This window comes from Streptomyces sp. NPDC005799 (assembly GCF_040630525.1).
Taxonomy (GTDB): Bacteria; Actinomycetota; Actinomycetes; order Streptomycetales; family Streptomycetaceae; genus Streptomyces; species Streptomyces griseorubiginosus_B.
On record NZ_JBEXXQ010000060.1, the window covers coordinates 1 to 12,725 of the forward strand.

Sequence of the window (12,725 nt, forward strand, 5' to 3'; positions counted from 1 at the left end):
CCCCGCTGGGCGCGCCCCTGGGGGTGGCGGGGGGAGACCCCGGCGGGGGTGAGTTAGTTCCGGCCCTCCACCCCCCCCCCCCCCGGCGGGCCGCCCCCGCCCCGCTTCAGCTCGTCCAGGGCGAGCCAGTGCGAGGTCGCGCGGCGCCCCCGCAGCAGGCCCGCCCCGGCGAGCAGCAGGGAGCCGGTGCACACGGACGTGGTCCAGGTGCTGGTGGCGTCGGCGGCGCGGATCCACTGGAGCAGGGCCGCGTTCTCCATCTGCGGGCTCTGCCCGGGCCCGCCCGGGACGACCACGACGTCGGGGGCCGGCACGTCGGCGAACGTCCGGTCGGCGGTCAGCGCGAGCGTGCCGTTGTCGGTGCGTACGGGGCCGCACCGCTCGGCGACGAAGAGCAGTTCGGCGTCGGGGAGCCGGCCGAGGGTCTCGTAGGGGCCGACGGCGTCGAGGGCGGTGAAGCGGTCGTAGAGGACGATGGCGATCTGCATCGTGAGCCTTTCAGCCGGTGGGTACGGGACGGAAGCGGCGGCGGTACTCCGCGGGCGCCGTGCCGAGGGTCCTGACGAAGGCGCGGCGCATGGCCTCGGAGGTGCCGTAGCCGCAGGCGCGGGAGATCTCCTCGACCCCGTCGGAGGTGTCCTCCAGCAGGCGCCGGGCGTGTTCCAGCCGGACCCGGTCGACATAGCGTCCGGGTGTCATGCCGGTCTCGGCCTGGAAGGCGCGGGCGAAGTGGCGCGGCGACAGGCTCGCGCGGGCCGCGAGGGCTTCGACGCCGAGGTCGCCGTCGGGGTGCTCGGTGATGAACTGCTGGACCTCCCGCAGTGGTTCACGACGGGCCGTCTGCGCGGCGAGCTGGGCGCTGAACTGGGCCTGGTTGCCCGGCCGGCGCAGGAAGACGACCAGGTGCCGGGCGATGGACAGGGCGGTCTCGCGGCCGGTGTCCTCCTCGACCAGCGCGAGGGCCAGGTCGATGCCGGAGGTGACGCCGGCGGAGGTGGCGAGGTGTCCGTCGCGGATGTAGATGGGGTCGGGGTCGACCTCGACGGCCGGGTGGTCACGGGCGAGCCTCCCGCACACCGACCAGTGGGTGGTCACCCTGCGGCCGTCCAGCAGGCCGGCCCCGGCCAGCAGCAGCGCGCCCGTGCACACGGACACCAGCCGCTCGGCCCGCGGGCCGTGCTCGCGCAGCCAGTCCACCACCCGTGGATCGGGGTCGCGGGTGCCCGCGCCGCCCGGGACCAGCAGGGTGTGCGCGGCGGGGGCGTCGGCGAAGGAGTGGTCCGGTACGAGGGTGAGCCCGCTGGAGGTCCGTACGGCCCGGCCGTCGGCGCTGACGGTGCGGATCCGGTACGTGCCCGGGCGGTGCAGTTCGGCGCCGTTGAAGACCTCCACCGGGCCGCTGACGTCGAGGCTCTGCACGTCGTCGAAGAGAACGACCAGGACGGTTCGCATACCGTCCATCCTTGGGCGCCCCTGCGATGGCCGCAACGACGAGCACCCCACCTTTCCTGCCATCCGAGGGGCGGGCCGCGGAAGCTGGGTACCCGCATGCCTCCGGCCGTGGCGGCCGGGAGAGGAAAGGGGAAGTTCCGTGTTCCGTGCGACAGCCGACGTACTGCGCCAGATCGGTGGCGCGATCGCCACCGTCGTGACGCTGCCCTTCCGGGCCCTGGCCCGGCTCTTCGGCGGGGCCTCGGGCTCCGCGCGGGGGCACCGGGCCTGATCCCGCCCGTCGCGGCCCGCCGGGTGCCGCCCTGATCCCCGACTGTCGGTGCCACCTGCCACAATTGCGGCGCAACCTCAGTGAGAAGGCGGTACGGGATCGTGACGACACCCGGGTCTGCGGCAGCAGGGTCCATCGAAGGCAGGATCGCCGAGGAGCTCGGCGTACGGGAGCGGCAGGTCAGGGCCGCCGTCGAACTGCTCGACGGCGGTTCGACAGTGCCCTTCATCGCCCGCTACCGCAAGGAAGCGACCGAGATGCTCGACGACGCGCAGCTGCGCACGATCGAGGAGCGGCTGCGCTATCTGCGGGAGCTGGAGGAACGGCGGACGGCGATCCTGGACTCGGTGCGTGAGCAGGGCAAGCTCACCCCCGAGCTGGAGGCGCAGATCCGGGCCGCCGAGACCAAGGCGCGCCTGGAGGACATCTACCTGCCGTACAAGCCCAAGCGGCGCACCAAGGCACAGATCGCGCGCGAGGCGGGCCTGGAGCCGCTCGCCGAGGGGCTGCTGGCAGACCCGACGGTGGAACCCCTCGCCGCCGCGGCCGCATTCGTCGACGCCGACAAGGGCGTCGCCGATCCGCAGGCCGCCCTCGACGGCGCGCGGGCGATCCTCACAGAGCGGTTCGCGGAGGACGCCGACCTGATCGGTGAGCTGCGCGAGCGGATGTGGGTGCGCGGGCGGCTGGCGGCGAAGGTGCGGGAGGGGAAGGAGGAGGCGGGCGCCAAGTTCGCCGACTACTTCGACTTCGCCGAGCCGTTCACCGAGCTGCCCTCGCACCGCGTCCTGGCGATGCTGCGCGGCGAGAAGGAGGAGGTCCTCGACCTCGTCCTGGAGCCGGAGGAGCCGACGGACGGGCCCTCGTCCTACGAGGCGATCGTGGCCTCGCGGTTCGGGATCGGCGAGCGGGGCCGGCCGGCCGACAAGTGGCTGACCGACACGGTCCGCTGGGCCTGGCGGACCCGCATCCTGGTGCACCTCGGCATCGACCTGAGGCTGCGGCTGCGGACGGCCGCCGAGGACGAGGCCGTCCAGGTGTTCGCCGCCAACCTCCGCGACCTCCTGCTCGCCGCCCCGGCCGGCACGCGCGCGACGCTGGGCCTGGACCCCGGCTTCCGTACGGGCGTGAAGGTCGCCGTGGTCGACGCGACCGGCAAGGTCGTCGCCACCGACGTCATCTACCCGCACGTCCCGGCCAACAAGTGGGACGAGGCGATCGCCAAGCTCGCCCGCCTCGCCAAGGAGCACGCGGTCGAGCTGATCGCGATCGGCAACGGCACCGCCTCCCGCGAGACCGACAAGCTCGCCGGTGAACTCATCACCAGACATCCGGAGTTGAATCTCACCAAGGTGATGGTCTCCGAGGCCGGCGCCTCGGTGTACTCGGCGTCCGCGTTCGCCTCGCAGGAACTGCCCGAGATGGACGTGTCGCTGCGCGGCGCGGTGTCCATCGCGCGCCGGCTGCAGGACCCGCTGGCCGAACTGGTCAAGATCGACCCGAAGTCGATCGGTGTCGGCCAGTACCAGCACGACCTGTCCGAGGTGAAGCTGTCGCGCTCGCTGGACGCGGTGGTGGAGGACTGTGTGAACGGCGTCGGCGTGGACGTCAACACGGCGTCGGCCCCGCTGCTCGCCCGGGTCTCCGGCATCACCTCCGGGCTCGCCGAGAACATCGTGGCCCACCGGGACGCCAACGGGCCGTTCAAGTCCCGCACCCAGCTGAAGGGCGTCGCGCGGCTCGGTCCCAAGGCGTACGAGCAGTGCGCGGGCTTCCTGCGGATCCGGGGCGGCGACGACCCGCTGGACGCGTCCAGCGTGCACCCGGAGGCGTATCCGGTCGTGCGGCGCATGGTGAAGACGTCCGGGCAGGAGGTGGCCTCGCTCATCGGGAACACGGGCGTGCTGCGCTCGCTGCGGCCGGTGGACTTCGTGGACGAGACGTTCGGGCTGCCGACGGTCACCGACATCCTCAAGGAGCTGGAGAAGCCGGGGCGTGACCCTCGGCCCGCCTTCAAGACGGCCACCTTCAAGGAGGGCGTCGAGAAGATCTCCGACCTGTCGTCCGGGATGGTGCTGGAGGGCGTGGTCACCAATGTGGCGGCCTTCGGTGCGTTCGTCGACGTGGGTGTGCACCAGGACGGGCTGGTGCACGTCTCCGCGATGTCGAAGAACTTCGTGAAGGACCCGCGCGAGGTGGTGAAGCCCGGGGACATCGTCAAGGTGAAGGTGCTGGACGTCGACATCCCGCGCAAGCGGATCTCGCTCACGCTGCGGCTGGACGACGAGCCGCCCGCGCAGGGCGGCCGGCAGGGCGACGGGGGTGAACGTCGCCAGCGGGGCGGGCGTCCGCCCCAGCAGCGCCAGCAGGGACGCGGCGCGGGCGGTGGCGGTTCTCGTCAGGCACCGCCGCCGGCCAACAGCGCGATGGCCGACGCCCTGCGCAAGGCGGGTCTGCTCGATCCCAAGAAGCGGTAGCCGAAGGGTTCGTGACCGTGATGTCCGCTTCACGTGCCATCACCTGGGAAGTGGTCGGCAGCCGGGGCTACGAGACCGCCTGGCTCGACATCGGGGACGGTGAACTGCGGGCCCGTGGGCGGGCCGTGGGGACCGTCCCGGAGCCGTACTGGGTGACGTACGAGCTCGAGACCGGCGCGCGGTTCGTGACGCGCCGGCTTCGGGTGACGGCGGAGACGGAGGCGGGGGCGCGGAGCCTGGATCTGGTGCACGACGGGCACGGCCGGTGGACGGCGGACGGCGAACCGCTGCCCGGTGTCGACGGCGCGCTCGACTGCGACCTGGGGCTGTGCCCGCTCACCAACACCATGCCGGTGCTGCGGCACGACCTCCATCTGGAGCCCGGGGAGCGGGAGTTGCTGATGGCGTGGGTGTCGGTGCCGGGACTGGTCGTACGGCCGTCGCTGCAGACGTACACCCACCTCGGCCGGACCAATGGCGGTGGGCAGGTCCGCTTCGCCTCCGGTGACTTCCGCAGCGACCTGGAGTTCGACGCGGACGGCTGTGTCGTCGACTATCCGGGGCTGGCCCGGCGACTGCGCGCGGGCGCCTGAGCGGGCGAGGCCCCGCCCGTTGCCGCTCAGCTCCCCGCGGGGGGCGGAGCGGTTCCGTTCATCCGGGCGCGGTTCTCCGCGAGCAGTTCCTGGACCCGGCGTTCGACCTCCACCGGGTCCACGCCCAGCGCACGGCCCATGTGCACGGCCCAGACCTCCGAGCGGACGTTGGTCTCGAAGTCGAGGTCGGCGCGGACGTTCTCGCGGGCGGCCTGGCGGTTCTGGCTCACCATGACGAAGGTGGACAGGAAGATCGCCTCCAGACTGACGATCATGGTGAGCAGGCCGAAGGGGTACGGGTCCCAGACGGCCCCCTTGCCGAACGCCCCCTCGTTGCAGACGATCCACACCGCGAACCACGCGGCGTGCAGATAGACGAAGGTCATGGTTCCGGCGAACGCGGTGATCACGTCCGCGATGCGGTCCTGGGTGCCGCGCATCCGCGCGACGACGACCTGTTCGTGCTTGATCCGCACCGCCGGCCGTTTCGCCGAAGGTCCCATGGCCTCTCCCTGACTCGAGCCGCTAGCGTTCGGTGACCTTCCCCGCCGACACCTCCAGGCGGCGGGTGACACGCACCGCGTCCAGCATGCGACGGTCGTGGGTGACCAGGAGCAGGGTGCCCTCGTAGGAGTCGAGGGCGGACTCCAGTTGCTCGATGGCCGGCAGGTCGAGGTGGTTGGTCGGCTCGTCCAGGACGAGCAGGTTGACGCCCCGGCCCTGCAGCAACGCCAGGGCGGCGCGGGTGCGTTCCCCCGGTGACAGGGTCGCCGCCGGGCGCAGCACATGCTCCGCCTTCAGGCCGAACTTGGCGAGGAGGGTGCGTACCTCGACCGGTTCGGTGTCGGGAACCGCGGCGGAGAACGCGTCCAGCAGGGACTCCGTGCCGTGGAACAGCCGGCGGGCCTGGTCGACCTCGCCGACCAGGACGCCGGAGCCGAGGGCGGCCGCGCCGGCGTCCAGGGCGACGCGGCCCAGCAGGGCGCCGAGCAGGGTGGACTTGCCGGCGCCGTTCGCGCCGGTCACGGCGACCCGGTCGGCCCAGTCGATCTGCAGGGAGACCGGACCGAAGGTGAAGTCGCCGCGCCGTACCTCGGCGTCCCGCAGGGTGGCCACGACGGACCCCGAGCGCGGGGCCGACGCGATCTCCATGCGCAGCTCCCACTCCTTGCGGGGCTCCTCGACGACCTCGAGGCGTTCGATCATGCGCTGGGTCTGGCGGGCCTTCGCGGCCTGCTTCTCGCTGGCCTCGCTGCGGAACTTGCGGCCGATCTTGTCATTGTCGTTGCCCGCCTTGCGGCGCGCGTTCTTCACGCCCTTGTCCATCCAGGAGCGCTGCGTCTGGGCCCGGTCCTGGAGGGCGGCGTGCTTGTCGGCGTACTCCTCGTAGTCCTCGCGGGCGTGCCGGCGGGCGACGTCCCGCTCCTCCAGATAGGCCTCGTAGCCGCCGCCGTAGAGGTTGATCTGGCGCTGCGCGAGGTCGAGTTCGAGGACCTTGGTGACCGTGCGGGTGAGGAACTCGCGGTCGTGGCTGACGACGACGGTGCCGGCGCGCAGACCCGAGACGAAGCGTTCGAGACGTTCCAGGCCGTCCAGGTCGAGGTCGTTGGTGGGCTCGTCCAGGAGGAAGACGTCGTAGCGGGACAGCAGGAGGGAGGCGAGGCCCGCCCGGGCCGCCTGGCCGCCGGACAGGGAGGACATCGGCTGGTCCAGGTCGACGGCGAGGCCCAGTGAGTCGGCGACCTCCTCGGCCCGCTCCTCCAGGTCGGCGCCGCCGAGGTTCAGCCAGCGGTCCAGGCTCGTCGCGTAGGCGTCGTCGGCGCCGGGCGCCCCCTCCACCAGCGCCTGGGTGGCCTCGTCCATGACGCGCTGGGCCTCGGCGACGCCGGTACGGCGGGCGAGGAAGGCGCGGACGGTCTCGCCGGACCGCCGCTCCGGCTCCTGCGGGAGATGCCCCACGGTCGCCGTCGGCGGGGACAGCCGCAGCTCGCCCTGCTCGGGCGCGAGCAGCCCCGCGAGCATCCTGAGCAGCGTGGACTTGCCCGCTCCGTTGGCACCGACCAGCCCGATCACGTCGCCGGGGGCCACGACGAGGTCGAGCCCGGAGAACAGGGAGCGGTCACCGTGCCCGGCGGCGAGGTTCTTGGCGACGAGAGTGGCGGTCACAGGGGGCGATCCTAACGGGCGGGGAGGATCGGAGGCGTCGGGGTTCCCGTGGGCGGGGACGCCGGTGTCCCACAGCCCTGGGCGGTCCCAGGGCCCGTTGCGAACGTCCCGCCTGCCCCGCGACGCCCGGCACGCTCCCCGCTGACGCCGCAGGGCCCGCCCTCCGGGCGGACGACGGGACCTTCGCAACAGGCACCTAGCGGGGTGTCATGGCCTCCACCAGCACGCTGCCCGTCGTCCGTGCCACCACGAAGGACTCCCCTCGCACCGCCTTGGCGTCCAGGGCGATGCGGTGCCGGCCCGGTTCGAGGACGCCGTCGAAGACCTCCAGGACGTGGGAGCGGTAGAGGCGGTCCAGGCGGTACGCGGTGAGGCGCACCCGGCAGGGGGAGGTGACCTCGATGCCCGCCTCACCGTCGGCGGCGACCAGCCGGGTCAGCCGGCGCTGTTCCACCGGGCTGCGGTCCAGGGCGTTCTCGATCTGGGCGACCAGGAGCGGGATGATCGGGGCGAGGCCGTCGACGTAGGCGACCTGGACGCCGGCCTGCTCGAAGGCGCGGCGCACGGCGGCCCGTTCCTCCTGGGTGACCGCGCGGCCGAAGGCGACGGCTCCGTAGGCGCGCAGTTCGTCGGCGTGGACGTCGGTCGCGTCATGGGCGATGTCGGCGCCGATGCCGATGGTGCGCAGGGCCGCCGCGAGCTTGGCCAGTACGGCGACGCGGGCGCCGATCAGCAGGACGCGGCGCCGCCCGCCCCGTGCCTCGGCGGCGAGCAGGGCCTGCCGGTACTCGGCGCCCCGGAACCGGAACGGCCCTATGCCGTGGTAGCCGTTGAGCTCCAGGTCGGCGTGCTCGTCGGTCTGCCAGGCGAAGTCCCGCCAGACGTAGTCCTCGCCGTCCCGGTCGATGACCGCGGTGACGGCACCGCAGGCGAGGTCCGCGCACTCGGGGCAGCCGTAGACGATGTGACGGCCACCCGGAAGCGGCGCCTGGGCCTCCAGCAGCAGACCGCGGACCTGCTCGGTGAAGAGGGCGGGCGGGATGTCGGAGGCGAGTGGGGAGACGGCGTCGAGATCGGAGAGCCGGAACAGCAGCGGACGTCCGTCGACGAGGAAGTCCACGAAGTCCCGGTGCACCTGGTAGTCACCGTTGGCGAGGACGTCACCGGCACGCATCGCCGGTGCCAGGCCGAAGGTCGCGTACTCGGCAGACATGCTGTGAGTATTCCCGCCCCGGAAACACTCCGTGCACGGCATGGGGCATTCCGCTGCCGCCGGTGGGGAGCGCGTGCCGCGGGCGGCCGGAGCGGTGGCCCCGGCCGCCCTACGCGCGCTCAGCCGTCCTGGCCCGCGGGGCCGGGAACGCGATGCGTGCCGCTCGGCTCGCGTACGCCGTCCAGGCGCCGGGGTGACGCGGTCGCCGACGCCTTGCCCGAGGTGGCCCGGGCGAAGGCCGCCGCGCCGCCGACGAGCGGGACGCGGGCCGAGGTGCGGGACAGGTCCAGGGTGAGGGTCGGCTTGTCGGCCGGCGGGTCGATGAGGTCCTTGTCGGTGCCCGCGACGATCAGCGCGAGACGGTGGCCGGCCGGGACGACATGGTCGCTGGCCGCGAGGTCCAGGGTGATGGTGTACGCCTTGCCCGGGGTGAGCGGGACGCCCTTGCGGTCGGAGGCGTAGTTGCCGAGGTCCGCCCAGCCGCGGCTGAACACGGTGTAGTCGACGCTCGCCTTCTTGGCCGCGGTGTTGCGGAAGCAGGCGCTGTCGCCCGAGGTGCTCGCGCCCCAGCAGGAGCGGTCGGTGAGGGTGGTGATGCCCTCGGCGGCGTCCGCGTAGTCCCGGACGGTGTCGGGGCCGAGGTCGACCAGGACGGCGGAGAGGTGGGCCGTCGGGGTGGTCGGGGTCGCGGTGACCGTCACCTTCGAGGAGCCGGACAGACGCAGGTCGCGCGTGAGGGGCTTGGTGATGAAACCGGCCTTGTCAGGGGTCGTTCTGTCGATCTGGGCCGCCCAGTCGGTCTCGCTCAGCCGGGGGTTGTCGGTGAAGGTCGCCGTGCCGGAGCCGCGGGTCGGACCGAGGGCGCCGACGCCCGGCTGGGTTCCGGCGGCCGGACGCAGAGTCGTGGTGGCCGTGCCCCGCGGCGGCCAGACCGTGGAGGTGACCCACTGGTCCGGGTGGCGCTCGATGTCGGCCATCGGCTCACGGTCGACGCCGTTGTCGTAGCCGAGGAGTTCGTGGTCGAACCAGCGGTGCAGGGTGTCGACCCAGGCGCCGCGCCGGTAGTCGAAGGGGTCGACGTGGCCGGTCTGGGAGAGCCAGATCTTGCGCTCGACGCCGTGCTTGGCCAGCGCGTCCCACCACTGCCCGAAGTGCTTGGTGCGGACGTTGAGGTCCTGCATGCCGTGCACCAGGAAGACGCTCGCCCGCACCTTGCCGGCGTCCTTGACGTAGTCCCGCTCGGTCCACAACGGCGTCCAGTCGCCGGTGCGCGGAGCCCCGGCCACGATCCTCTGCTGGACGGCCGCGCACCGGGCCCGGGCGTCGGGGCTCTCGACGTAGTCGGAGAGCCAGTCGGGGCCGGAGTCGTAGAGGGGGGCGCCCTTGGCGAAGTAGTAGTCGTACCAGGAGGAGATGGCGCTGATCGGGACGATGGTCCGCAGGCCCCTGACGCCGGTGGCGGCGACGCCGTTGGCGATGGTGCCGTCCCAGCTCTTGCCGATCATGCCGGTCCTGCCGTTGGTCCAGTTCGCCGTGGCGCGGACGGTTCCGGCGCGCGTCGTGTACGCCCTGGCACGGCCGTTCAGCCAGTCGACGACGGCCTTCGCGGACTGGATGTCGCTGCGGCCGCCGACGTCCACGCAGCCGTCGGAGCGGTTGGTGCCGGCGAGGTCCACACCGACGAAGGCGTAGCCGCGCGGGACGAAGTAGTTGTCGTAGAAGAGCGGCATCTGGACGACGTCGCCGTTCGCGTCGTACGTCTTCTTCTGGCTCTCGTTGCCTCGGCCGCAGCAGGAGTAGTAGGGGCTGGCGTCCATGATGACCGGGACCCGGCGGTGGTGCTGGGCGGGTTCGCGAGGGCGGACGATGTCCACGGCCACACGATCGGTCTTCCCGTCGCCGTCCGCGTCGAGGCCGGTGTCCACCCATACGGCCTCGCGGATGGCGTTCGCATAGGAGTAGACGGGTTGGCTCTTCCGTGGGGCCGCGTGGGCCGCCACCGGGGTGAGGAAGGCTGCCATCAGGACGGCGATGGCCGCCGTCGCGAGCGGTCTCCAGGTCGTGAAGCGCGTGCGTGTCGGCATGCGCGGGACGCTACATCGGTCAACTCCCGTGCAGAAGAGGGCAGTAGACGGCCATGTGGGGCGGGTGTGGCCGAATGACGCCCCTGGCGCGGTATCGCGCGTGACGGCCGAATGGCGATCGTGTGACACATGCGGCCATGGACATGCTCCGTCCCACAGGGACTCAATAGGCTCCGCACATCCGAACAGACCCATGTGCCCCTACCACTTGGAGCTTTCGTGCACCGCAGAATCATCGCGCCGGGCGCCCTCGCCGCAGCCACCCTGATGCTGGCGATCCCGGCGTCGGCCGCGAGCCACACCCCCGGCGCTCCGGGCATCGGCGATCCCTACTACCCGGCCTACGGCAACGGCGGATACGACGTCTCCCACTACGACCTGCGCCTGCAGTACCAGCCCGCCACCGACGAGTTGGAGGGCACCGCGACGATCCTCGCGAAGACCACGCAGGACCTGTCGAGCTTCGACCTGGACTTCCTGCTGGACGTCAGCGAGGTGCGGGTCAACGGCGCGAAGGCCTCCTTCACCACATCGGGCCAGCACGAGCTGGTGATCACGCCGAAGACGCCGCTGGACAAGGGCACGTCGATCACCGTGGTCGTGCGCTACAGCGGGGTGCCGTCGACGAAGAGCGCGTACGGCTTCAACACCTGGCACCGGACGCCGGACGGGGCGATCGCCGCGGACGAGCCCGAGGCGGCCTGGTGGTGGTACCCGAGCAACGACCACCCGCTCGACAAGGCGACGTACGACGTGTCGGTGGCGGTGCCGGACGGGACGCAGGTCATCTCCAACGGGCTGCTGCAGTCGACGAGTTCGAAGCTCGGCTGGACGCAGTACAACTGGCGGGAGAACAAGCCGCAGGCGACGTACCTCACCACGCTGGCGATCGGGAAGTTCGACATCACGACGGGCACCTCCGAGGACGGGGTACCGGTCGTCAACGCCTACAGCAAGGACCTCGGCGACAACGACGGGGCCGCGCGGGCGAGCGTGGAACGCACCGGGGAGCTCGTCGACTGGCTGAGCGGCTATTTCGGGCCGTATCCGTTCAGTTCGGCGGGCGGGTACGTGCCCAACACGACCACCGGGTACGCGCTGGAGACGCAGACGCGCGTGTACTACAGCCCGAAGCAGTTCGCGAACGGCGCCAACACGTCCGTGGTCGTCCATGAGTTGGCGCACCAGTGGTACGGGGACAGCGTGTCGCTCAAGGGCTGGAAGGACATCTGGATCAACGAGGGGTTCGCGCGGTACGCGCAGTGGCTGTGGTCCGAGCACGAGGGTGAGGGGACGACGCAGGAACTGGCCGACTACGTGTACGACTCGCATCCGGCCGACGACGCGTTCTGGACCGTCAAGCCGGGGGATCCGGGGCCGGACGACCAGTTCGACATCGCTGTCTACGACCGAGGGGCGCTGGCGATCCAGGCGTTGCGGAACGCGGTCGGTGACGATGCGTTCTTCGCCATTCTGAAGGGGTGGCCCCAGGAGCACGCGTACGGCAACGCTTCCGTGGCCGACTTCGAGGCGTATGCGGAGCGGGTGTCGGGGAAGTCGCTGGGGGCGTTGTTCGACACGTGGCTGTTCCAGCCGTCCAAGCCGGCGGCGCGTGCGGCGCGGGGGGCGGCGATCACTGGTTCCGCGGTCGCTGTGCGGCCGAAGTCCTGGAAGAAGATCGCGGCTACCAACAGCGTGCACTGAGGGGGTGCCGGGTTCGGTTGGGTGGGGGCTGCGGGGCCGTTGTGGTTGGTCGCGCTCGCGCGGCCGTAGCCGCATATCAGACGCAGCCCCGCGCCCCTATGGGGCGCTGTGGTCGTACACGGTGACTTCGATGCCACGTTTTGTCAGGCGCTCGGTGATCAGGGGCTCGATCCGCGACCACTTGCCGCCTGCCAGACCGCAGCCTATGCGGGGCATGTGGACGGAGGCGCCTAGTTCCAGGGCCTTGTCGGCGAGGCCGGCGAGGGCCGTGTCGATGGCCTCGTAGCGTACGGGGACACCCTTACTGCCCGTTCTGATTCCGCGCTGTCCGATCATGTTGGCGACCCACACGTACGGCTCGACCTGGACGAACTGGACCGCGCCCAGCCCGAAGTCGTTTCCCGCGCGGCCCCGGTGCCAGGCGCGGTAGGCGGCCTCGGGCTCCGGCCAGCGGCGGGACACGGCGAGCACGAATCCCCTGCCCCATCCCCCGATGTCGTTGCAGACGTGGGCGATCACCTTGACGCCCTTGACCGACGGAACGGTGGCGTCACCCCGGACGTAAGCGATCTCCGACATGACGCCAGCGTACGGCCCGGCACTGACAGCGGGCCCCTGGTCATCGCGTCGGCTGTTCCCTGTCCGCGCCGGCTTCGACGCGGCGGCGGACGCCGAACCAACCCGCTACCAGCATCGCGGCGATCACCGGGATCAGGAGCAGGGTTTTGCGGCCCACCTCGGGGTCGTTCCACATCAGGGCGAGGA

General features: G+C 71.7%; 11 protein-coding genes and 1 pseudogene. 4 read left to right on the forward strand and 8 right to left on the reverse strand.

The window, feature by feature from the left end; genetic code table 11:
• Window positions 1-101: 101 nt before the first annotated feature.
• Both ABZ453_RS41085 and ABZ453_RS41090 read right to left on the reverse strand, forming a co-directional pair.
• A pseudogene (locus tag ABZ453_RS41085) lies at window positions 102-488 on the reverse strand (DJ-1/PfpI family protein); the annotation flags it as partial.
• A 10-nt stretch (window positions 489-498) separates the two neighbouring features.
• A complete protein-coding gene (locus tag ABZ453_RS41090; protein WP_359023563.1) occupies window positions 499-1,452 on the reverse strand; it encodes a GlxA family transcriptional regulator in 954 nt (317 codons plus the stop codon).
• A 139-nt stretch (window positions 1,453-1,591) separates the two neighbouring features.
• On the opposite strand from ABZ453_RS41090, the gene ABZ453_RS41095 reads away from it, so the two are divergent.
• The 3 genes from ABZ453_RS41095 (at window position 1,592) to ABZ453_RS41105 (ending at window position 4,793) form a co-directional block, all read left to right on the forward strand.
• Window positions 1,592-1,723, forward strand: a complete 132-nt coding sequence (locus ABZ453_RS41095) for an LPFR motif small protein (protein ID WP_308314567.1) — start codon at window positions 1,592-1,594, stop codon at window positions 1,721-1,723.
• A gap of 101 nt (window positions 1,724-1,824) precedes the next feature.
• Window positions 1,825-4,200 (forward strand): Tex family protein, encoded by a 2,376-nt coding sequence (locus ABZ453_RS41100; RefSeq protein ID WP_359023566.1) that lies wholly within the window; start codon window positions 1,825-1,827, stop codon window positions 4,198-4,200.
• Between the two features lie 20 nt (window positions 4,201-4,220).
• A complete protein-coding gene (locus ABZ453_RS41105) occupies window positions 4,221-4,793 on the forward strand; it encodes a putative glycolipid-binding domain-containing protein (protein WP_359023568.1) in 573 nt (190 codons plus the stop codon).
• Window positions 4,794-4,819: 26 nt separating this feature from the next.
• Here the strand turns inward: ABZ453_RS41105 and ABZ453_RS41110 are convergent, their stop codons facing one another.
• From ABZ453_RS41110 to ABZ453_RS41125, 4 genes are all read right to left on the reverse strand, one after another.
• Entirely contained in the window at window positions 4,820-5,296 is a 477-nt protein-coding gene (locus ABZ453_RS41110; protein WP_359023569.1) for a DUF1003 domain-containing protein, read from the reverse strand.
• Window positions 5,297-5,318: 22 nt separating this feature from the next.
• Window positions 5,319-6,959 (reverse strand): ABC-F family ATP-binding cassette domain-containing protein, encoded by a 1,641-nt coding sequence (locus ABZ453_RS41115; protein WP_359023571.1) that lies wholly within the window; start codon window positions 6,957-6,959, stop codon window positions 5,319-5,321.
• Window positions 6,960-7,155: 196 nt separating this feature from the next.
• The gene (locus tag ABZ453_RS41120; RefSeq protein ID WP_359023573.1) at window positions 7,156-8,172 is read right to left on the reverse strand and encodes an oxidoreductase; all 1,017 of its coding nucleotides are present in this window, start codon (window positions 8,170-8,172) and stop codon (window positions 7,156-7,158) included.
• Window positions 8,173-8,291: 119 nt separating this feature from the next.
• On the reverse strand, window positions 8,292-10,256 hold the full coding sequence (locus tag ABZ453_RS41125) for a Xaa-Pro dipeptidyl-peptidase (RefSeq protein ID WP_359023575.1): 1,965 nt from the start codon (window positions 10,254-10,256) through the stop codon (window positions 8,292-8,294).
• 219 nt (window positions 10,257-10,475) lie between these two features.
• Between ABZ453_RS41125 and ABZ453_RS41130 the strand changes: the two genes are divergently transcribed.
• Window positions 10,476-11,960 (forward strand): M1 family metallopeptidase, encoded by a 1,485-nt coding sequence (locus ABZ453_RS41130; protein ID WP_359023577.1) that lies wholly within the window; start codon window positions 10,476-10,478, stop codon window positions 11,958-11,960.
• Between the two features lie 96 nt (window positions 11,961-12,056).
• On the opposite strand, the gene ABZ453_RS41135 is transcribed toward ABZ453_RS41130, so the two are convergent.
• Both ABZ453_RS41135 and ABZ453_RS41140 read right to left on the reverse strand, forming a co-directional pair.
• The gene (locus ABZ453_RS41135) at window positions 12,057-12,539 is read right to left on the reverse strand and encodes a macro domain-containing protein (RefSeq protein WP_359023579.1); all 483 of its coding nucleotides are present in this window, start codon (window positions 12,537-12,539) and stop codon (window positions 12,057-12,059) included.
• A gap of 40 nt (window positions 12,540-12,579) precedes the next feature.
• The gene (locus tag ABZ453_RS41140; RefSeq protein WP_359023663.1) at window positions 12,580-12,714 is read right to left on the reverse strand and encodes a hypothetical protein; all 135 of its coding nucleotides are present in this window, start codon (window positions 12,712-12,714) and stop codon (window positions 12,580-12,582) included.
• Between the last annotated feature and the right edge of the window lie 11 nt (window positions 12,715-12,725).

Bases quoted from the DNA above. Each gene is read 5' to 3' on its own strand.
- ABZ453_RS41090 (WP_359023563.1), bottom strand. From the start codon at position 1,452: ATGCGAACCGTCCTGGTCGTTCTCTTCGACGACGTGCAGAGCCTCGAC.
- ABZ453_RS41105 (WP_359023568.1), top strand. From the start codon at position 4,221: ATGTCCGCTTCACGTGCCATCACCTGGGAAGTGGTCGGCAGCCGGGGC.
- ABZ453_RS41110 (WP_359023569.1), bottom strand. From the start codon at position 5,296: ATGGGACCTTCGGCGAAACGGCCGGCGGTGCGGATCAAGCACGAACAG.
- ABZ453_RS41120 (WP_359023573.1), bottom strand. From the start codon at position 8,172: ATGTCTGCCGAGTACGCGACCTTCGGCCTGGCACCGGCGATGCGTGCC.
- ABZ453_RS41125 (WP_359023575.1), bottom strand. From the start codon at position 10,256: ATGCCGACACGCACGCGCTTCACGACCTGGAGACCGCTCGCGACGGCG.
- ABZ453_RS41135 (WP_359023579.1), bottom strand. From the start codon at position 12,539: ATGTCGGAGATCGCTTACGTCCGGGGTGACGCCACCGTTCCGTCGGTC.
- ABZ453_RS41140 (WP_359023663.1), bottom strand. From the start codon at position 12,714: ATGTGGAACGACCCCGAGGTGGGCCGCAAAACCCTGCTCCTGATCCCG.